The following is a 21,654-nucleotide window of genomic DNA, read 5'->3' on the forward strand; positions in this document are numbered from 1 at the left end:
TTTTTGTGACTCCTTTATATAATTCGACCTTTTATGGTCATGTTACCAAATTAATGAAAGTTGATTAGGACAAGCTCTTGTTCAAAGCAGAAAGTTCAAGATCAGCTTTATGAGGGTTGTTAACAATAATCTTACCTTCTGCAGTTAAGCTAAACAAAGCTCCTTCTTCTGCTGTACCAAGGATTGGATTCTCAACCATTTTTTCGTTACGGATACCAACAGCGACACCACCGATTCCTTGTTTAAGGAGTTTAACAGCGTGTGCCCCCATGCGTGATGCCAAGACACGGTCACGCGCAGTTGGTGATCCACCACGTTGGATGTGACCAAGTTCTGTTACACGAAGGTCACTAGTGTCTCCTGCTTCTTTTAGTTTTTGACCAAATTCAGCTGCTGACATAACACCTTCTGCCAAAACGATAATGTTGTGTTTTTTACCGTGCTCATAACCAGCTTTGATACTAGCTACGATATCTTCCATCTTGAAGCCTTCTTCAGGGATGATAATTTCATCAGCACCAGTTGCGATACCAGCCCAAAGAGCGATATCACCAGCGTTACGTCCCATTACTTCAACAACGAAAGTACGACGGTGACTTGATGATGTATCACGAATCTTATCAATCGCATCCATTGCAGTCGTAACTGCAGTATCAAATCCGATTGTAAAGTCAGTACCCACGATATCGTTATCGATTGTACCTGGAAGCCCAATAGCAGGGAATCCATGCTCAGTCAAGCGCATAGCTCCGTGATAAGAACCGTCTCCACCGATAACAACGACACCTTCGATACCGTGTTTTTTCAACTGCTCAATCCCTTTAAGTTGACCTTCAAGTTGTGCAAACTCAGGGTAGCGAGCAGAGTGAAGGAAAGTACCACCACGGGAAATGATGTCTCCTACTGAAGCAGCATCAAGTGGATAAATTTCACCGGCAACCATACCTGCGTATCCATCATAGATACCAAAAACTTCCATTCCTTCTGAGATTGCTTGGCGAACTACCGCACGGATGGCAGCATTCATACCAGGGGCGTCTCCACCACTGGTTAAAACAGCAATACGTTTCATTTGGTTATGCTCCTTTTTCTTTTAACATTCTTACTGATTATACCACATTTAATTGGAAAATTCTTCTATTTTCCGTATTTTTAGCGATAAATCGTTTTCATAGCAATTCCCTCTAATTTTTCCTCTAGAGCAGAATCTTTTCTTACAAAATGTTGTGTAGAAACAACCGTTTTTTGTTCTTCTTCATACCTGATAATGACAGGGATTGGGCCTTTGTATTGTTCTAGAATATTTGAAATCTCTTTATCATTTTCATGATTTTTAACTTGAATCCAGAATCGTTCCGCCACTGCTTCTTTCAATTCTTGTGCAATCATTTGCAGACGACCATCTCGAGATTGAACTTTGCCATTGATGTAGTAAAATTTCCCTTCGGATAAAATGGAAGCAAATTTTCTATACTGGTCTGAAAATATAGTTACATCCAACCGAGACTTACTGTCATGAACCTGTAAAAAGGCCATACTCTCGCCTTTCTTGGTTCGAATCACTTTAATTTTTTGAACTTCAACTAGGAGAGTGGCTTGAGCTCCCTCGGTTAGATTAGCGATTGGCGTCGTCGGATATAGGGCTTGTTTGGCAAGAGTTTGGAGAGGATGGGCACTGATACCTACCCCAATCAGTTCCTGCTCTTTGTAAAATTTCTCTGCCTCAGTAAAATCATCAGCTTCAGTCCAACTATAATTTGTATCCGCAAAGAGTCCACCTAACTCCTCAACAAAGACAAATAAGTTTGGTAGGTTCACTAAGATTTTCTGGCGATTCTTGTCAAATTCATCAAAAAGTCCTAGTTCAACCAAAGGCGTCAAAAGCGACAATTTCTTGTAATTCTTGGGAAGACGTGTGACAAAATCTTCAATGCTTGAGAAAGGACGATTTTCAATAATCCAGTAAGACAAATCTCTTGGCATTCCCTTAATGGCTTTTATACCAAGATGGATTTTCTTCTGAGCAATTTTATCATGATAGGGAATGCTGTTGATTGCTAAGGGAGCTACTTCAAAGCCCATCTGCAATGCATCTACAATGTAATCACTGCTAGAATAGTTCAACATAACTTGAAAGAAAATAGCAGGATAGTGTGTCTTGAAATAAGCTAGTTGGAATGCCAGTGCTGAGTAGGCATAAGCGTGGGATCGGTTAAATCCATAGCCTGCAAACTTTTCCATCACTGCAAAAACTTGGTTGGCCTTTTCTTCTGTATGCCCCAATTTCATAGCTCCTGTGATAAAATCTTCCTTCATCAGATGCATCTCTTTGGCATTTTTCTTACCCATGGCACGTCTGAGAATGTCGGCTTTACCAAGACTGAATCCTCCAAAGCGTTGAGCTACCTGCATGACCTGCTCTTGATAGAGCATAATACCGTAGGTTGATGAAAGGATGTCTTCTAAGGCAGGGTCTAACACCGTCACCTTTTCTTTACCATGCTTACGAGCGACAAAATTATCAATATAATCACTAGCACCTGGTCTATTGAGGGATGTCGTTGCTACCACTTCTTCGAAGACTTGTGGTTTGACCCGTTTCAACAGTCGAATGGCTCCTGGTTGTTCAAATTGGAAAATTCCTTTCGTATTTCCAGCTGCAAAGAGGGCTAGAGTTTCTTTGTCTTCCAAATCAATCTCTTCGATTTTCAGATGAATACTTTCTGACTCAGCTAGTAATTCCTGCATTTTTTGGACAAAAGTTAGGTTACGCAGACCTAGGAAATCCATTTTTAAAAGACCATTAGCTTCAACTGCATGAGCATCATACTGGGTGATCAGCATGTCCTCACCGTATTTGAGCGGAATATAGTCCGTCAAATCTTGGTCACTCATAACGACCCCAGCTGCATGAATAGAAGTCTGACGAGGATACCCTTCAATCTTTCGAGCAATCTCAAAAGCTTTTTGGTATTCAATCTTACTATTGATGACCTGCCTAAACTGCAAATTTTTTTCATAGGCTGTCGTTAGCGTATCTCGGAAACTGATTTTTTTCGTAATATTTGTTAATTCGTACTCTAGAACGCCATAGCGTTTGAAAACATCACGAATTGCTTGTTTTGCTCCAAAGGTCGAATAAGTGACAATCTGTGCCACATGTTGACTACCATAGCGATCACGAACATAACGAATGAACTCTGGTCTATAAAGGTCTGGAATGTCGATATCGATATCGGGCATGGTATAGCGCTCACGATTTAAAAAGCGCTCGAAAATCAAGTTCTTTTCAACCGGATCAATTCCTGTAATATCCAGTGAGTAAGCCACCAGACTACCAACCGCAGAACCACGACCCATTCCCATATAGTAGCCTTGGGAGCGTCCAAAACGGAGCAAATCCCAAACTACAAGAAAATAGTCGTCAAATCCCATATCATGAATCACAGCTAATTCCTCATTCAGTCGCTCATGATAGATAGCTGAGGTTAGCCCCTTGTCAATCAAGCCATTCTCAGCTCTTGCTCGAAGCTCTTCCACCGCTGGTCTTTCAGGATTAAAGCGAGGAAGTTTTAAACTTGGGTCGATTTGATAGCTTACATTCTCTATCAAATTCTGGAGATTGGCAAGCGCCTGAGGGAAGCGATTTTTAAACCGAGCTTCTAAATCTGAGGCAGGTAAAAAAATCCCTTGTTGTGAATGCACATCTACTTCTCTCAGGCTAACATTGTCCTTGACTGCTGACAAAATTTGCAAAACCTGTAGGTCTTCTTTTTCAAAAGAGTTGACTTGGTAGAGTGGAAGAATGGGTCTGGTAAAGACTTCTTGAGGAGTATCTGGACTAACACCGATAAAAAAATCAACCCCCAAATCCAACTGTTCGACCCCATTAAAATAGGGAACAATAATAGCAACATCTTCGAGGTGGGAGGTGAAGTCAGACCAATTTTTCCGTCCAGTCATTTTTAAAGTGGATAACTTCATCAACTCTTGATAACCTTTAGTGGATAGGGCTAGAAAACGGAAAGAAATATTCTCCTCATCTTTGATCAAGGACATTTCAAGACCAATTAAAGGTTGGATTCCATATTTTCGAGTCACTTCTAAAAAATGATAAGCCCCATAGAGATTATCCACATCCATGATAGCAAGGTGAGAATAGCCATACACTTTAGCTGTTTGTACATATTTTTCAATCGAAACCACACTTTCCATAAAACTATAAACAGTCTTGGTGTCGAGCTGTGCAATCATTTCTTCTCCTCCTTGCTTTCGTTTTACTACTATTATACCATTTTAAGTTTTAAGTTGGATATTGAAGCTACTCTGCTCTTTCTTTTCAATATTATCAGTAACAAACTTCTTCTCTTCTTCTCTTCTTATTTTCTTACTGTTAAATTCTTCATTTCTCAGAGGAAAGAAATAAAAAATTAATATCATATGATAGTTTTAAATGTAAATTTAGATATATTTATACCAAACGAAGTATAACAAAGATAGGAGCTATATGCAGTTTTACATATAAAAATCTCTAGAAAAAGGCTTACTTCTATGGTATTTATTCAGCATTTTATAATAACTTACCAAATAGATATGCTGGTTTAAGAAATTTATTTCATTTAAGTTTATTTATTCCATTTTTCCCTCTTTTTTGATATAATAAATCCAGTCTGTTTTCAAAGGAGAGAAACATGCGTTTTAATCAATTCAGCTACCAACCAACCACTAGTTCTCAACAATTTGAGGAACTAGAAGGTCTTGGTCTAAAACTGTCACCCCAACTGTCCTTAAAAAGACAGTTTGAAGACTTCATTCGTTGGAGTTTTTTCACTTATTCTAACACGGATTATGCCTTATCGACTTTGGCTGCGGATAAAGAAACAGATTTAGTAACTTTTTTCCAGTCAGACCGTGAGTTAACTACGGAGATTTTCTACACAGTCGTTTTTCAACTTTTAGGATTTAGCTATCTTGTTGACTTTGAGGATGCCGAACAGTTTCGTAAAGAAACTGGTTTTCCTATTGTTTATGGAGATCTCATTGAAAATCTTTATCAGTTACTCAATACGAGAACGAAAAAAGGAAATACGCTTATCGATCAGCTTGTTAGTGATGGACTCATTTCAGAAGACAATCACTACCACTACTTTAACGGTAAGAGCTTAGCAACCTTCTCTACTCATGATGTCATTCGTGAAGTCGTGTATGTCGAGAGTCGTGTGGATACTGATAAAGACGGACTCCCTGACTTAGTCAAGGTCAGCATTATTCGCCCGCGTTATGATGAACAGATTCCTTCAGTCATGACTGCCAGCCCTTATCACCAAGGGACCAACGATAAAGCCAGTGACAAAGCTCTCTACAAAATGGAAGGAGAGCTTGAGGTCAAACCGCCCCACACCATTGAACTTGAGGAACCTAAGCTGAATTTAGTCGAACCTCATGGTCAAGCAGAAGTCGTCTTAGAAGCTGAAGAAAAGCTATCTCATATCAATAGCTCATACACACTCAATGACTACTTCCTCCCACGTGGATTTGCCAATCTCTATGTATCAGGTGTTGGAACCAAAGATTCTCAAGGTCTCATGACCAATGGGGACTACCAGCAGATTGAAGCTTATAAAAATGTCATTGATTGGCTTAATGGTCGTTGTCGTGCTTTCACGGATCACACGCGCAAACGTCAAGTTAAGGCTGACTGGTCAAACGGGAAAGTCGTAACAACAGGAATTTCCTATCTCGGCACCATGTCTAATGGTCTCGCCACCACTGGTGTTGATGGCTTAGAAGTGATCATTGCGGAAGCAGGTATTTCCTCTTGGTATAACTACTATCGGGAAAATGGTCTGGTGACCAGCCCAGGTGGATACCCAGGTGAGGATTTTGACTCACTTGCTGAATTGACCTACTCCCGCAACCTCCAAGCTGGTGACTATATTCGTGGCAATGAAGCTCATCAAGCAGACTTAGAAAAGGTAAAAGAACATTTAAATCGCAATACTGGTGACTACAATCAGTTTTGGCATGACCGCAACTATCTGCTCAATGCTCATAAGGTTCAAGCTGAGGTCGTCTTTACACATGGTTCCCAGGATTGGAATGTCAAACCTCTTCATGTTTACCAGATGTTTCATGCCCTTCCTAACCATATCAATAAGCACCTCTTTTTCCATCATGGTGCCCATGTCTATATGAATAACTGGCAGTCGATTGACTTCCGAGAGTCCATGAATGCCTTGTTAAGTAAGAAATTGTTAGGACTTGACTCAAGCTATCAACTTCCGACTGTCATCTGGCAGGACAATACCGAACCGCAAAGATGGCAAGGTCTTGATGACTTTGGCAAACAGGATGAACTGCATACCTTCTCTCTTGGTAATGAGGAAAAAGTGATTCAAAACCATTATGATCAAAAAGATTTTGAGCGTTATGGCAAGACTTACCAGACCTTTAACACTGAACTTTACCAAGGAAAAGCTAATCAGATCACCATTGACCTTCCAGTAAGTCAAGACATTCACTTAAATGGGCGAGTGGAGCTGAAACTTCGTGTCAAATCGAGTACGAACAAGGGCCTATTATCAGCCCAACTGTTAGAACTTGGACAAAAGAAATATCTACAGCCTTATCCAGCTATTTTAAGTGCTAGAACCATTGATAATGGTCGTTACCATATGTTAGAAAATCTCTGTGAACTACCATTCAACCCAAGTGCCCAACGTGTCCTCACCAAAGGCTACCTTAATCTTCAAAATCGAACCAATCTCTTGACGATTGAAGAAATCCAATCAAATGAATGGATGGACTTCAAGCTAGAGCTTCAACCAACTATCTACAAACTTAAAGAAGGAGATACTCTCCGTTTGGTTCTCTACACAACAGACTTTGAGATTACAATTCGAGATAATACAGACTATCAGTTGACTGTTGATTTAGCACAGTCTAGTCTTATCCTACCTTGTCAAAAGGTATAATGTACCAGACTTTCAATATGGAAGTATTCAAAGGAAAAGTCCATGAATTTGACCATTGAACTTCCTATAATCAAAGTTTTCCACTTGAACAGTCGAATCAAACATAAACTTTGTATCAAATTCAGTTCAAATAAGATTTTTTAGAAGCTCCTAGATGGAACTTGGACAAAAGATACTAACACCCCTAACCAACATGTGTCACCATTTCTCATATACGCTACTAGACAGCATGTTGAAAATCTCTGTGAATTGACATTTATAGGAAATTCACAACAAGCCGTGACAAAATGCTACCTAAATTGAATGATTCACTGTCATTAAAGAACATCAATGTAGATAAACCGATTGCTACCCAGTTTATCTGCGCGAAACTAGTGACAAGTTAAAAGAAGGAGATTCTCTCCGTCTAGTTCTTTATCCTACTGACTTTGACATCATCATACGTGACAATACCGCCTACCACCTGACTGACGTTTGCGTTCAGTCCACGCTACTGTACCTTGTAAAAGGAGTACTTACTTTATGAACAAATCAGAACACAGACACCAACTTATCCGCGCCCTCGTTTCAAAAAACAAAATCCATACTCAAGCTGAATTACAAGCCTTATTAGCGGAAAATGATATCCAAGTTACTCAGGCTACCTTATCACGCGATATCAAAACCATGAACCTTTCAAAAGTGCGCGAAGAAGATAATTCTTATTATGTGCTGAATACAGGTTCTATCTCCAAGTGGGAAAAACGTCTTGAAAATTATATGGAAGACGCTCTTGTTATGTTGCGTCCTGTGCAACACCAAGTTATTTTGAAAACTTTACCCGGTTTAGCCCAATCGTTTGGATCTGTAATTGATTCCTTGGCCTTTCCAGATATCGTTGCAACCCTTTGTGGAGACGATGTCTGCATGATTATTTGTGAAGATGCTACAAAAGCGCAAGCTTGTTTTGAAAGTCTTAAAAAATATGCGCCACCATTTTTCTTTAGTGAATAAAACAAATCCCGTGATCAAAAGATCACGGGAATTTTTTATTTCTTTGACTGTGTTTCTTCTTTCTTTGTACGTGCCAATCTAAGAGCACGTTTTGGATTGAGACGATTAAACAATTCTTCTAGTTTCTTTTCATTCCACACATCTGCTGCAGAAACAAAATTTCCATCTGCATCTCGGAATGATATCGGTTTATCTCCCATATCAATCTCCTAGTCTACAAATTCAAATTCAAATTTACCAATTCGGACCAAATCGCCATCTTTAGCTCCACGCGCACGAAGGGCTTCGTCAACTCCCATACCACGAAGCTGGCGAGCAAACTTCATGATCGATTCGTCACGGTCAAAGTTGGTCATGTTAAAGAGTTTCATGAGTTTTTCACCAGAAAGTACCCATGTCGCATCATCATCACGACTAATCTCAAAGGCTTTTTCTTCCTCGTCAAAGCCATAGTAAGCCTCTTCTTCCATATCGGATTCATCATAAATTGGGAATTCTGGAGTCTTGTCTAACAACTCGGCTGTCGCGTCCAAAAGAGTCGCCAAGCCTTGCTTGGTCAATCCAGAAATTGGGAAGATGGCTGGAAGTTCCTCAAACTCGTCGTAGTTTGCTGCTAACTTTTCCTTGAAAGTTTTAAGATTTTCCTGACTTTCAGGCATATCCATCTTGTTGGCCACGATAATCTGTGGACGTTCCATGAGACGAAGGTTATAGGATTCTAATTCCTTATTGATAGCAAGGTAATCCTCATAAGGATCACGTCCTTCGCTAGCTGACATATCGATGACATGGAGGATAACTCGTGTACGTTCAATATGACGGAGAAACTGGGTTCCAAGACCAACCCCTTGACTAGCCCCTTCAATCAAACCTGGAAGATCTGCTACTGCAAAAGATTCACCTGACTGCGTACGAACCATACCTAGATTAGGGACAATGGTCGTAAAGTGGTAAGCACCGATTTTAGGTTTAGCTGAAGTGATGACACTGAGTAAAGTTGACTTCCCAACTGATGGAAAACCAACTAGACCAACATCTGCTAGAATCTTCAATTCCAGTTGCAACTCACGTTCCTGACCCGGCTCTCCATTCTCAGAGATTTCAGGTGCAGGATTTTTGGGAGTGGCAAAACGGATATTTCCACGACCACCTCGACCGCCATGAGCCACGATAAATTCCTGACCATGTTCAATCAAGTCTGTAATGACTTTTCCTGTTTCCGCATCACGTACAGTAGTCCCCTGTGGTACGCGAACACGAAGATCTTCTGCACCACGTCCGTGCATTCCTTTGGTCATCCCTTTTTCACCAGAATCAGCCTTGAAATGACGGTTATAACGGAAATCCATCAAGGTACGTAAGCCTTCGTCTACCACGAAAACAACATTACCTCCACGTCCACCATCACCACCCCAAGGACCGCCATTAGGGACATATTTTTCACGGCGAAAGGCAACCATGCCGTCGCCACCATTACCAGCCTTGACCTTAATCTTGGCTGTATCTAAAAACATACTCATATTTTCTTCTCACTTTAAAAAGGCTGGGGAGAACCCAGTCATTAGTTATTGTTTCTATCCTCGTAGCTTGCTTAAAATCTACTAAAAGCTCCAAGCGCAGTTGCAAAGATACCAGCAAGGGTTACAAACAACATGATGAGCACGACAACAAGTGTCACCTTTTCAAACAAAGTTTTTTTACGTTTTCCGTTATCTCCAAAAGCCATAACTTCTCCTTTTTCTATATAATTCTAATTTAATATTCTGTAGAAACAGGTGCAATTGCCCACAAAATCAAGTAAGCCAGAACCCCTGCTCCATAACAAAAGGCTAGAACTCCCCAAATCACACGGACAATCGTCGGATCAATATCAAAATAGTGGGCCACTCCTGCGCAAACGCCTCCAATTTTCTGATCTTTGCCACTTCTCATTAGTTTTTTCATTTTTTCTTCCTCTTATTCTATTATTTGAATTCGTCTCTCCAATAATCTCTGATGCTAGACAATTGTTTTCGAGACGCTCTTAAAATACGCTTGGATTCTTTTACTGGGCTTGTAACAGCCTGTTGAGGTAGATAGAGAATCGTTTTTAAGAAGCGCTGAGTGACAGGCTGTCCATCATGTAACTCATGTTCAAAGTTATTTGAGATAATAGCATCAAGGTAAAACTCATGAACTCGTTTCCCAAAATTCTCAGCCGAAATATCGTACAACTTATCCGCCAACTTTTGTTCAGTCATATCAGGAGTAGCGATCAATGCTTCAAGGATAGCGCCCGCAAGCTCTCGTTCTCCATAGTAGAGGGTCCCAAACATTTTATCATTGATCAGATTTTCAAGATAGGGATTGCCATGAGCGATAACAGGCGTTCCACTGGCTAGACTTTCTAGATAGGTTAAACCCTGAGTTTCACTCGTAGATGCTGAAATAAAGAAATCAGCTGCTTTATAGTACAAGGCTGTCTCACTTGGAGCAATCATACCTGTAAAAATCACATGTTTTTGTATGTTTAATTTCCCTGCTTGTTCTTTCAGACTGTCCAGATAAGGTCCGTCCCCAGCAACAACCAACTTCACCTTGTCTTCTTCTTTCAAAACCTGCGCAAAGGCAGCTAAGACTGCTTGGATATTCTTCTCAAAGGAGATACGAGAAAGACTCAGCAACATTTTCTCGCCTTCCTGAATACCTAACTTCGAACGAAGTTCTTGCAAGTTTTCCTCTTTGATCTCAGGTCGTTCAAACTTAGCCAGCTCAATTCCAGTTGGGATGACACGCTTTTCAACCTTAACTTTGTATTTCGATAAAAGGTCACGAACAATCTCACTAGGGCAAATTACGCCATCTACATCATGAAGAAAGCCTCGCACCAAATATTTTACCATACTCGGACGAATTAGCATGCCCTTAGCAATGTAATGCACATAGTCTTCATACTGGGTATGGTAGGTATGAATAACTGGAATTTTCAATTCTCTCGCAATCCAAATCCCTAACAAACCAAGAGAAAATTCTGTCTGGGTATGAATGATATCGAGTTGATACTGCTTGGCAATTTCAAGCGCCTTTGTAAAACCTCGGTAGGCAAATCGTCGATCCTTAAACGCAAAGAAAGGGACACTCGGAATGCGAATAATTTGCCAATCCTCGTATCGGTTCACGTCTTTATCAGTCGTTGTAAAGATAAAAACTGCATGTCCTTGCTTTTCAAGCTCAGTTTTCAAGGTCCGTATACTAGTCGCAACCCCGGAAACTTGAGGGAAATAGGTGTCTGTAAATAAACCAATTCGCATAAATTACCTCACTTTTTGCCCAAAGCAGCCTGTTCTCGATAAAATTTTAACCAGATTTCCAACAAATGCTCCTCAGAGTACTCTTTGGAAATCTCACGAGCTTTTTCTTTCAAGTCCTTTAAGGCTTCAGGGTCATTCTTGTATTCTAGGATTGCTTCTCTCATCTCGGAAACATCACTTGTAGCACGATAATTCCCATCAAGAATAACCTTATACAGATCCAAATCTCTTAACATAATAGGAGCCTCGCAACTAGCGGCCTCTAAGATAGTCATAGGGAATAATTCATTGTAACTTGGTAGCAAGAATAGATCCGCCATAGCGTAAAGTTCCCGCATCCGTTCCGGTGACACAATTCCAGGGAAAATAAGATTTTTGGGTGGATTGTCCATTATCTTCTTGTAGCGTTCATAACCATCTGTCATCCCACCAAATGAAAAACCACCTGCCCAGATAAAGGTAATTTCTGGCAATTCCTCAGCAAGACGGATAAAATCATCAATTCCTTTACGTTTCTGAACCTGACCCGCACCGATTACGACAAACTGATCTTCCGCAAGATCCATTTCCTTCCGGAGTTGTGCAACCTGTTCAGCTGGTAATGGATGCCATTTTTCTTTGTTTACAAAGTTTGGAATGTAAGTTACTTTTTCACGCGGAATACCAGCAGCCACCAAATCCTCGATAAACATGGGATTGACCACCACCAAGTGTTCCATTCGGTTGTAAAAGGAAAAAACATAGCGTTTGACAATTCCTTTTAGGAAAAATGGAATCTTTAAACTCCCCTCAAGCGTATCAGGCAAAAAATGCACATAGCCAATTTTTCTCCCAGAGCGTTTCTTTTGGAAAGTAGATAAATAATAAGGGAAATCAATGGTATGAAAGTGAGTTACATCTGCCTCAACAGGAAGATTCTCTGTAACAATCAACTGGTCTTTGGCATCACGGTGAAGGAGACTAACCAATTCTCTATATGCTCCTGACACTCCTTGACCAGCTACTTTTTCACTTGAACTCAGCATATTAATACGCAATTTTTCGTTTTCCATACCTTTCATTATACCATTTTATTTCTAGAAAATCAGCAAAAGAAAGAAGAGACCATAGGAAAAAGGATAAATTCACCCTATTTTCCAATCGTCTCTCGCATTATTCTTAGTCTTTATTTAATTCCTAGGGCGATACGCGCGTATCGGCTCATTTTTTCAACTGTCCAAGCTGGATACCAGACCAATTTAACTTCGGTATTGGTTACCTCAGGCACATCTGTCATCGCATCGTGTATCTGGTCTGTCAAAAGGTCAGCCAGTGGGCAGCCCATAGTTGTCAAGGTCATATCAATTTCAGTGTGACCTGTTTCACCATCAAAACGAATTTCATAAATTAAACCTAGGTTGACAATATCAATCCCCAACTCAGGGTCGATGACTTCTTCCAAAGCATTTAAAATGCGTGTTTTGATCGTTTCGATTTGCTCTTCTGTATAAGCCATGTTATTCCTCACTCTTAGTCTTCAATAAAATCACGAAGGGGTTTGCTGCGACTTGGTTGACGCAATTTTCTCAAAGCCTTGGCCTCAATCTGACGGATACGCTCACGAGTCACGTTAAAGACTTTACCAACATCTTCAAGAGTACGCATTTTCCCATCGTCCAAACCGAAACGAAGACGCAGAACGTTTTCTTCACGGTCTGTAAGAGTATCCAAGACTTCATCCAACTGCTCACGCAAAACGATTCGAGTTGTGTAGTCTACTGGATTTTCAATCACTTCGTCTTCGATAAAGTCCCCAAGATGGCTGTCGTCCTCTTCACCAATCGGTGTTTCAAGTGATACAGGCTCTTGGGCGATTTTCAAGATTTCACGGACCTTGTCAGGTGTCATATCCATACGCTCAGCGATTTGTTCAGGAGTTGGATCTTGGCCCAATTCTTGAAGAAGATTACGTTGTTCACGAACAAGCTTGTTAATCGTTTCAACCATGTGAACAGGGATACGAATGGTACGAGCCTGATCAGCGATGGCACGAGTGATTGCCTGACGAATCCACCAAGTTGCATAGGTAGAAAACTTAAAACCTTTTGAATAGTCAAATTTGTCCACGGCTTTCATCAAGCCCATGTTTCCTTCTTGAATCAAATCAAGAAACTGCATACCACGACCTACGTATCGCTTCGCAATCGAAACTACCAAACGAAGGTTGGCTTCTGCAAGACGCTGTTTGGCTTCGATATCACCAGCTTCAACAGCTAAAGCCAATTCTTTTTCTTCTTCATTGGTCAAGAGAGGAACAACCCCAATTTCCTTCAAATACATACGGACAGGGTCATTAACCTTGGCAGAGGTTGAGCCAATCAAGTCCTCATCACTAAGTTCAGGCTCTTCTTCTGTACTAAGCACACGTGCACTTGGATTTCCTTCGTTGTCTGTGATAGAAATGCCAGCATCCTGAATCCGTTGCAAAAGGTCTTCAATGCCGTCTGCATCGAGGGTGAAAGGAATAACCAGACTTGAATTGATTTCATCATCTGTTGCTGTTCCTGTTTTTTTGTGGTTACGGATAAAGTCTGCTACTTGCACATCAAATGTGGTTACTTCTTTTTGTTTTGTTGCCATTATTACTCCATTCTTCTCTTTTGGGAAATCAATCGTTGCAATTCTTCCAAGGCTGTGTCTGTATCTCCTACATGGCTAGCTTCCTGCACTTTCTTTTTAATTCTTAAGTTGTCCTTGCTGAGGAGGGCACGGTTTCGAGTCGCTTCGACTTCCGCTAGCTCTTGAGGCGATATCTCAACTGGCAAATCCAAGCTAAGCACGTGGTACCAAGCATTTTCAACCTCAGGCGTCTGATGAGAAAGCTCCTCTGAGCCGATTTCTCCCTGCTCACTTAATAATTCGTAAAGAATCTGAAATTCTGGGGTATCAAAGAAAAAATCTTCTCTTAATCGGTAGTCATTTAGAACAACTGGATTCTCAGCCATCCTATAGAGGAGATGAGCCTCTGCTCTCATGACTGCTGTCAGTTGCCGCGTTACAGGTAAACTAATCGCTGCTGGAGGTTGCTCCTCTTTGACTCTTTCCTGCCTCTGAACAATGCGACTTTCATTTACTATCTGTTCCACCTGCTGGTAATCAAACGAAGGTAGATTATCCGCCAGAATGTGGATATAAGAATTCTGGGCAGTGATAGACTTTTCTTTGGCGATTAGGGGTGCAATCTTTTCAATGAACTCGATTTGCGCCTGCAAGTTATCACTATTTTCTGGCTTGAGCTGGTGAATATAGAACTCTATAGGACTGATCCGAGTCTTGGTTAAAAGGTAAGCCAGATCTTCAGGAGAATTCTTTTGCAAATACTCATCTGGGTCCATGGCATCAGGTACTCGAACAACCTCCACTGAGAAGTCTTTTAATTCCTCTAGAGCCTTGGCTGTTGCTGCCTGCCCTGCCTTGTCACCATCATAGCTGAGAACTATCTTTTTGGTAAAGCGTTTGAGGTGATCAACATGCTCCTTGCTTAAGGCTGTTCCCATGGAAGCCACAGCATTTTCTATACCAGCACGGTAGGCTGCGATCACATCCATGAAGCCTTCCATCAGATAGAGCTCTGTAATCTTACCTGTTCCCTTTTTTGCCTTGTCCAAATGATACAATTCGTAACTCTTGTTAAAAATTGCAGTCGAGCGACTATTTTTATATTTGGCAGTCTGACTGTCCGTTTCTTGCCAGATACGACCTGAAAATGCAATAACCTGCCCCTTGTCATTAGTCAAAGGAAAGATGATCCGTCCAAAAAAAGTATCATAAAATTGATTACCATCTGACAGATAAAACAAGCCCGAATCCAATAAATCCTTTTCCTCAAACTTGTCAGCCAAACGTTGATAGAGATAAGTTCTCTCTGCTGGAGCCAGTCCAATCTGGAAGTGCTTCAGAACATCGTCTGTCAATCCGCGTTTGTAGAGATAAGCCCTTGCTTCTTCTCCCATCTTTGTCGTCATGAGGATGGCATGGTAAAAACGGGCAGCTTCTTCATGCATATCATATAGAGCTTGATGAGGGGAAGCTTGTTGGGGACGAGACTGAACAGGCATAGCTAGTTGAATACCGACGCGCTCTCCTAAGAGCTGAACGGCTTCCATGAAGGACACGCCTTGGTATTCTTCGATGAACTTAAAGACATCTCCTGAGCGCCCACAGCCAAAACAGTGATAAAACTGCTTGTCTTCCACAACGTTGAAAGAGGGGGTCTTTTCACCATGAAAAGGACAGAGCCCTAAATAGTTCCGTCCAGCCTTCTGTAAAGAAATCACATCACCTATGACTTCCACAATGTTGGCATTGTTTTTGATTTCTTCAATGACTTGCTTGTCAACCATACACAATACCTCCATCTTATCATAGTTTCACGTAAACTAGTATAGCTTATTTCTGAAAAAAAGTAAACCATTTCATACGCTTTCCGTAATTCTCTTTGCCTTATTTTTCTAGATAGAAAGAGGAGATAAAAAACTCAGAAACACTTTCATGTTTCTAAGTTAATCCTCACTATTTTTTGATGAAATACAGGCTCATCTATTCAAATAATTGATAGTAGTCTGAAATTTTCATCTTGGCTTTTTCTTCTTTATTGAGGTCTTGGATGATACGACCCTCCTTCATGACTATCAGACGATTGCCATACTTCAGTGCATCTTCCATATGGTGGGTAATCATCAAGGCTGTTAGATGATCCTTGCTAACAAAGTCATCTGTTAACTCCATCAAAGCAACACTGGTCTTTGGGTCGAGAGCTGCTGTGTGTTCATCCAACAAGAGCAACTCTGGTCGCTTCAAGGTTGCCATCAAGAGACTCAAGGCCTGACGTTGACCACCTGAAAGAAACTCAATCGGAGTGTCGAGATGTTTTTCAAGACCATTTCCCACTTTTTCAATGGTTGTCTGAAACTCTTCCCGATGGCTTGAAAGTCTTCTAGGAAGGAGTCCTCTCTTCTCACCACGAAACTTGGCAATCAAGAGATTTTCCGCCACCGTCATACGGGGAGCCGTCCCCATCTTAGGATCCTGAAAGACACGAGACAAGTACTTAGCCCGCTTTTCAGGTGAAAAATGCGTCACATCCTCGCCCATGATACGGATACTCCCACTTGTTAAAGGTAAGGTACCTGCAATCGTGTTAAAAAGCGTTGACTTCCCAGCTCCATTTCCCCCTAGGATGGTAATGAAATCATGTTCGAAAATTTCAAGAGAAACATCATTCAGAATGATTTTTTCCTCGTCAAAGCCATTTGTGATGACCTTGGTAGCATTTTTTAATTCTACAATTGCTGTCATTTGCTAAACTTGACTCCTTTCAGGTATTTGCTTTTGAAGGTTGGAATCATGAGGCAAACTGCCAAAATCAAGGCGCTGTACAAACGAAGATAACTTGTATTAAACCCAAGAGCAATCACTCCCCAAACGAGGAATTGATAAGCAATAGACCCTACGACGATGGTCATGAGTCGCTCTGCCAGGGTCAAACTCTTGAACAAAACCTCACCAATAATCAAGCTAGCAAGCCCTACGACAATCACGCCAATTCCTCGAGAAACATCCGCGTATCCTTCTTGTTGAGCAATTAAGGCCCCTGCAAGCGCGATAATCCCATTTGAGAGAACCAAACCCATGAGTTCCATACGTCCCGTATTGATACCAAAGCTACGAGCCATATCAGGATTGTCACCTGTAGCGATGTAGGCCTGACCTAGTTTGGTATCAAGGAAAAAGAGCATGAGACCAATAACAAGAGCTACAAAGATTAATCCAGTCAGGAGTTGGTTAAGGTCTGAATCGAAAGGCAAGAAATCCTGAATTTGCTTGGTTCCAAGAAGCCCCAGATTGGCACGCCCCATAATCATGAGCATGATGGAATGGCAGGAAGTCATGACTAAAATCCCTGATAAGAGAGTTGGGATTTTTCCTTTGGTATATAAGAGACCTGTCGCCATTCCAGCTAGACAGCCCGCTCCTACTGCAGCTAAGGTCGCTAAAAACGGATTGACTCCCTGTGTTATCAAGGTTACAGCTACTGCTCCCCCAAGAGGAAAAGAACCTTCAGTAGTCATATCAGGGAAATTCAAAATTCGAAAAGTCATAAAGATTCCCAAACCTAAAATCGCCCAGACCATCCCCTGAGAAATAATGGATACTATCATAATCTTTCACTCATTTCTTTCTTTAGTAAAAATGGGAGGAGATGTGTCCAGCTCCTCCTTTATCTTTATTCAATCACTTGTCCTGCTTCTTTTAGAACGGACTCAGGAATGGTGATACCAAGTTCCTGCGCTAGTTTTTTGTTAATCACTGACTTACCAGTTGAAAAGACATTAACTGGCGTATCAGCTGGTTTTTCACCTTTCAAAACTTTGGCAATCATTTTACCAGTAGCCACTCCAAGATCGTGTTGGTCAACTACTACAGATGCTAATCCACCTGCTTCTACCATGGCAGTAGCACTTGGGTAGATTGGCTTTTTAGCTGTTTGGTTGCTTGAAACAACTGTTGAGAATGCTGATGCAATGGTGTTGTCAATTGGAACCCAAATCGCATCGACCTTACTTGTCATGACATTAACTGTTGAAGCAATTTCATTTGTTGATGGAACAGCAAATGTTTCGACTGTCAAACCTGCTTTTTCAGCATAAGCCTTGAATTCTTCTACCTGTGTTTTTGAGTTATCTTCGCTACTTGAGTAAAGAGCGCCGATTGTTTTGACATTTGGTGTCAAAGCTTTAATCAATTCCACTTGCTGTTCAGCAGGGTTGTGGTCTGATACCCCTGTTATGTTGCCACCTGGTTTTTTCAAATCTTTGACCAAGTTAGCACCGATTGGGTCTGTAATAGCAGCCATGATAACTGGTAGATCTTTAGTAGCACTTGCAAGTCCTTGAGCTGCTGGTGTTGCAATCCCAACAACTACATCGTTTCCATTTGCTACCAATTGTTTACTCATGGTTGCAACCTTGCTCTGATCGCCTTCAGAGTTCATAAAGTCGATTTTTACTTGGTCGTCCTTATAGCCTTCTTCAGCTAGTCCATCTTGAATTCCTTGGTAAATCAAGTCCAAGGATGGGTGACTAACAAATTGAAGGACACCAACCTTAGCAACCTTTTGCTCTTCCTTAGCTGCTGGCTTGTTCATTGATGAATAAATCAAGCTAGCCACCACCAATACTGCTAATCCAGCGACAATTCCAATCAAACGTTTATTTTTCATTTTTCTTTCTCCTTAATTCTTTTACCTTAATTTTTTAAATCACATCATCAAGCGATGCCATCGTTTAAATTCCAATATCTTTCCTCCTCATAGAAAAAGTCCTCACACAAAAAACTTGTGTGAGGACGTCGATGCGCGGTGCCACCTCAATTATAGGGAATATCCCTATCGCTCTTTCTCGCAATAACGAGTTGCACTGTAAGGTGTGCTCACCGAATTTTTATGATTTCAAATTCTTAAGTACATTCAGCCCAATTTCATCACTTTCATCTATCTGCTTTCACCAACCACAGACTCTCTAAAAAATGAGTATGATTACTTTCTGAATGTTTAAATTATATCATTTTTCAACTACTTGTCAAGCTTATTTTTAGAATTTTTTAAACAATTCAAAAACTTCCCCTTTATAAAAGAGGAAGTTTGTAGAATATCAGCCTGAATTACGCAAACCAGTTGCAATTCCGTTGATAGTTGTATGAATCAGTTTTTCTTCGTCAGCCGACAATTCGCCGCGACGTTGACGTTTGATCAACTCCAACTGGATGTAGTTCAGGATATTAAAGTAAGGCATACGATAGTTTAGACTGTCTTTTAGGTAAGAGTTTTCTGCCAAGAGTTCGTCATAACCTTCGATAGCTAAAATAACGTCCTTAGTCAACTGCCATTCATCTAAAATAGTGTAGTAGATAGCTTGTACTTCTTCGTCTTCACAGAGCTTGGCATATTCAAAAGCAATGTTCATATTAGACTTAGACAAGACCATGTCTACATTGGAAAGCAAAGATTGGAAGAAAGGCCAGTTTTGGTACATATCTCGAAGAAACTCGATATTCTTCGGATCTTGATCTATAAACTCTTTAAAGCTTGATCCAACTCCGTACCATCCAGGGAACATGACACGGCTTTGTGACCATGAGAAAACCCAAGGGATAGCACGCAAACCACCGATTTCAGTGATGGTCTTACGAGCTGCTGGACGCGAACCGATATTGAAGCTGGAAATAGCCTTGATTGGACTTGATTCAAAGAAATAGTCATAGAAATGTTCATTTCCAAAGACCAAATCACGGTAGATATCATAACTACGGTCTACTACTTGATCCATGATGGCTTCGTAACGATTTGACGTATTGGTATCACTCTTCTTCTTGGTAATCATACGGTTAATGGCTGCAGAAACCAACATTTCAAGGTTGTAATAAGCAGCATCTTTGTTACCGTATTTATTTCCAATGACTTCTCCTTGCTCAGTCAGACGGATACGGTCCTTAATAGACTTGAGCGGTTGAGATGTGATGGCTTCATAAGTTGGTCCACCACCACGACCCACAGTACCACCACGACCATGGAAGAAAGTAACCTTAACGCCAAATTCATCCCCAATAGCAGTCAGTTGTTGTTGCGCTTTATAGAGAGTCCAACATGAGGATAGGTAACCACCGTCTTTGTTACTATCAGAGTAGCCAAGCATGATTTCTTGGTAGTTGTCTTTTGAAGCAATCCATTTTTTAGCCAAAGGAAGAGAGAAATATCTTCTCATGGTTTCTTCTGAGTGATCCAAATCTTCAATCGTTTCAAAGAGAGGAACAATCTGAACGCGGGCTTTTTGGGCATCCACCAAGCCGACTTCCTTAAGCATAATGGCTAGCTCTAACATATCGGATACACTGGTTGCGTGCGAAATGATGGTTTGACGAATAACATTTTCACCCAGTTTATCCTTCAACTTGCGCGCAGCTTTAAAGATAGAGAGTTCTTTTTCAAGCAGTTCTGACTTTTCAGCATGAGTCGCTGAGAGGATACGAGGGTCTTCTTCCAACTCTTTTAAGAGGAGGGTACATTTTTCGTCTTCAGAAAGGTCGCTATAATGGTCGTTAATACCAGCTGATGCTAGCAATTCAGCCACACAGGCTTCGTGAACACTAGAATCCTGGCGCATATCAATAGAAGCAAGGTAGAAACCAAAAATTTCGACAGCTTGCATCAACTCGACAAATTCTCCTGAAATCAGGTATTTTCCTTTGTTCTCAAGGAGAGAGTCGCGAATGGCCAACAAATCTTGATAAAATTCATCTGCAGTGGCATATCTAGGTTGAAGGTCCTTGTCTTCAATGAGATAAGCCTTGGTTGCCTGCATCTTAGCTTGGACGTCAAAGAGGGCACGACGATAGAGTTCTTTTTCGCGATAAATGGAGTTATCTTGTGACTTCAGCGCCATCTCACGAACCTTGTCGCTGACATTCACGATGCTGGTTGACAGTGAAAATTCACGATAAAGATTATAAATCTTTTCATCATAGTAGTTCATGATGACTTCGCACTGAGTCAAGGCTGATTTGTTAAGAGTTTCCGCTGTTACGAAAGGATTTCCATCACGGTCTCCTCCGATCCACATCCCCATAGTAATTGGTTTTGGATGTTGGAGCTCGATACCTTGTTCTTTAGCCAATTTTTTATACTCAGCCGTTAAACGCGGAACAGCATTCAGGAAAGAACTTTGGTAATACTCCATCACGTTGGTGATTTCGTTGGTTACTTTCAATTTCTTCTCACGAATCATGTCCGTTTGCATGATAATTTCAATATAACGACGGAGATCCGTGTGCCATTTTTCTTTATTAATCAAACCGAGTTTGACATCACGGTACTTGCGCAAAAGCGTATGGATATGGTTGGTCAAATCCAGCATACTCTTGCGTTGTACTTGCGTTGGATGGGCGGTCAAGACAGGAACGACATTTAACTTTTCTAAAATTTCGGCTGCATTTTCTTTTTCAGCTACCATCTTAATCGTTGTAGATAGTTTCCCTAGATAGTCTTGGTCCACATTATTTTGGTGATTGATTTCATAGGCCAAATCCACATCCTCAGAGATATTAATCAAAAGTGGAAGGATAGAGAAATAGCGTGAAATGTAAATCATTTCTTCATTCGAAAGACTGGTCACTAGGTCATTTAACCCTTGATAATTCTCGCTAGTTGATAATTCCTTCAACTGGATAATCTTTTCAAAGGTTTCTGGCGCCAGCATATTTTTTGTGATATCTTCTAATAGCTCAGTCAGAATCAAGACTTCTTCTTGGACGACTGCTTTATTACTATAGTTTTCTAATTTTTGAAGAGACATATACTTTCC

Annotated in this window: 17 protein-coding genes and 1 other annotated feature; of the genes, 2 read left to right on the plus strand and 15 right to left on the minus strand. The window is 40.9% G+C overall.

Annotated elements, in window-relative coordinates; all coding sequences use genetic code 11:
* Nucleotides 1-64: 64 nt before the first annotated feature.
* Nucleotides 65-1,072 (minus strand): 6-phosphofructokinase, encoded by a 1,008-nt coding sequence (gene pfkA / locus HMPREF2766_RS06630; RefSeq protein ID WP_000820882.1) that lies wholly within the window; start codon nucleotides 1,070-1,072, stop codon nucleotides 65-67.
* Nucleotides 1,073-1,152: 80 nt separating this feature from the next.
* Nucleotides 1,153-4,254: a DNA polymerase III subunit alpha gene (locus HMPREF2766_RS06635; protein ID WP_070568746.1), complete on the minus strand. Its 3,102-nt coding sequence runs from the start codon at nucleotides 4,252-4,254 to the stop codon at nucleotides 1,153-1,155.
* A 437-nt stretch (nucleotides 4,255-4,691) separates the two neighbouring features.
* Here HMPREF2766_RS06635 and HMPREF2766_RS06640 point away from each other — a divergent pair, with 437 nt between their 5' ends.
* Complete coding sequence (locus HMPREF2766_RS06640) at nucleotides 4,692-6,974, plus strand: Xaa-Pro dipeptidyl-peptidase (RefSeq protein ID WP_070568749.1); 2,283 nt, start codon at nucleotides 4,692-4,694, stop codon at nucleotides 6,972-6,974.
* A 522-nt stretch (nucleotides 6,975-7,496) separates the two neighbouring features.
* Complete coding sequence (locus HMPREF2766_RS06645; protein WP_001043018.1) at nucleotides 7,497-7,967, plus strand: arginine repressor; 471 nt, start codon at nucleotides 7,497-7,499, stop codon at nucleotides 7,965-7,967.
* A gap of 35 nt (nucleotides 7,968-8,002) precedes the next feature.
* On the opposite strand, the gene HMPREF2766_RS06650 is transcribed toward HMPREF2766_RS06645, so the two are convergent.
* The 13 genes from HMPREF2766_RS06650 to ppc form a co-directional block, all read right to left on the minus strand.
* Nucleotides 8,003-8,167, minus strand: a complete 165-nt coding sequence (locus tag HMPREF2766_RS06650; protein WP_000502578.1) for a hypothetical protein — start codon at nucleotides 8,165-8,167, stop codon at nucleotides 8,003-8,005.
* Between the two features lie 9 nt (nucleotides 8,168-8,176).
* Nucleotides 8,177-9,487 (minus strand): GTPase ObgE, encoded by a 1,311-nt coding sequence (obgE, locus tag HMPREF2766_RS06655; protein WP_070568752.1) that lies wholly within the window; start codon nucleotides 9,485-9,487, stop codon nucleotides 8,177-8,179.
* 71 nt (nucleotides 9,488-9,558) lie between these two features.
* Nucleotides 9,559-9,693 (minus strand): DUF4044 domain-containing protein, encoded by a 135-nt coding sequence (locus HMPREF2766_RS06660; protein WP_000863851.1) that lies wholly within the window; start codon nucleotides 9,691-9,693, stop codon nucleotides 9,559-9,561.
* Between the two features lie 29 nt (nucleotides 9,694-9,722).
* Complete coding sequence (locus HMPREF2766_RS06665; protein ID WP_180364415.1) at nucleotides 9,723-9,911, minus strand: PspC domain-containing protein; 189 nt, start codon at nucleotides 9,909-9,911, stop codon at nucleotides 9,723-9,725.
* Nucleotides 9,912-9,931: 20 nt separating this feature from the next.
* Nucleotides 9,932-11,257: a glycosyltransferase family 4 protein gene (locus HMPREF2766_RS06670; RefSeq protein ID WP_070568755.1), complete on the minus strand. Its 1,326-nt coding sequence runs from the start codon at nucleotides 11,255-11,257 to the stop codon at nucleotides 9,932-9,934.
* A gap of 8 nt (nucleotides 11,258-11,265) precedes the next feature.
* Nucleotides 11,266-12,318 carry a glycosyltransferase family 4 protein gene (locus tag HMPREF2766_RS06675; RefSeq protein WP_000677635.1) on the minus strand — a complete coding sequence of 351 codons (1,053 nt, stop codon included), beginning with the start codon at nucleotides 12,316-12,318 and terminating at the stop codon, nucleotides 11,266-11,268.
* Between the two features lie 104 nt (nucleotides 12,319-12,422).
* Entirely contained in the window at nucleotides 12,423-12,752 is a 330-nt protein-coding gene (locus HMPREF2766_RS06680; protein WP_000331930.1) for a metal-sulfur cluster assembly factor, read from the minus strand.
* Nucleotides 12,753-12,766: 14 nt separating this feature from the next.
* On the minus strand, nucleotides 12,767-13,876 hold the full coding sequence (gene rpoD, locus HMPREF2766_RS06685; protein WP_000201893.1) for an RNA polymerase sigma factor RpoD: 1,110 nt from the start codon (nucleotides 13,874-13,876) through the stop codon (nucleotides 12,767-12,769).
* A gap of 2 nt (nucleotides 13,877-13,878) precedes the next feature.
* Entirely contained in the window at nucleotides 13,879-15,639 is a 1,761-nt protein-coding gene (dnaG, locus tag HMPREF2766_RS06690; RefSeq protein WP_070568758.1) for a DNA primase, read from the minus strand.
* Nucleotides 15,640-15,835: 196 nt separating this feature from the next.
* The gene (locus tag HMPREF2766_RS06695) at nucleotides 15,836-16,594 is read right to left on the minus strand and encodes an ABC transporter ATP-binding protein (RefSeq protein ID WP_049505730.1); all 759 of its coding nucleotides are present in this window, start codon (nucleotides 16,592-16,594) and stop codon (nucleotides 15,836-15,838) included.
* Nucleotides 16,591-17,457 carry an ABC transporter permease gene (locus tag HMPREF2766_RS06700; protein WP_070568760.1) on the minus strand — a complete coding sequence of 289 codons (867 nt, stop codon included), beginning with the start codon at nucleotides 17,455-17,457 and terminating at the stop codon, nucleotides 16,591-16,593. The genes HMPREF2766_RS06695 and HMPREF2766_RS06700 overlap by 4 nt, the downstream gene beginning before the upstream one ends.
* A 65-nt stretch (nucleotides 17,458-17,522) precedes the next feature.
* Nucleotides 17,523-18,518: a tryptophan ABC transporter substrate-binding protein gene (gene trpX, locus HMPREF2766_RS06705; RefSeq protein ID WP_070568763.1), complete on the minus strand. Its 996-nt coding sequence runs from the start codon at nucleotides 18,516-18,518 to the stop codon at nucleotides 17,523-17,525.
* A 118-nt stretch (nucleotides 18,519-18,636) separates the two neighbouring features.
* Nucleotides 18,637-18,852, minus strand: a binding site (T-box leader).
* 96 nt (nucleotides 18,853-18,948) lie between these two features.
* Nucleotides 18,949-21,645, minus strand: a complete 2,697-nt coding sequence (gene ppc / locus HMPREF2766_RS06710; RefSeq protein ID WP_070568766.1) for a phosphoenolpyruvate carboxylase — start codon at nucleotides 21,643-21,645, stop codon at nucleotides 18,949-18,951.
* Nucleotides 21,646-21,654 lie beyond the last annotated feature (9 nt).

The sequence above is a fragment of the Streptococcus sp. HMSC076C08 genome (assembly GCF_001810825.1).
Taxonomy (GTDB): domain Bacteria; phylum Bacillota; class Bacilli; order Lactobacillales; family Streptococcaceae; genus Streptococcus.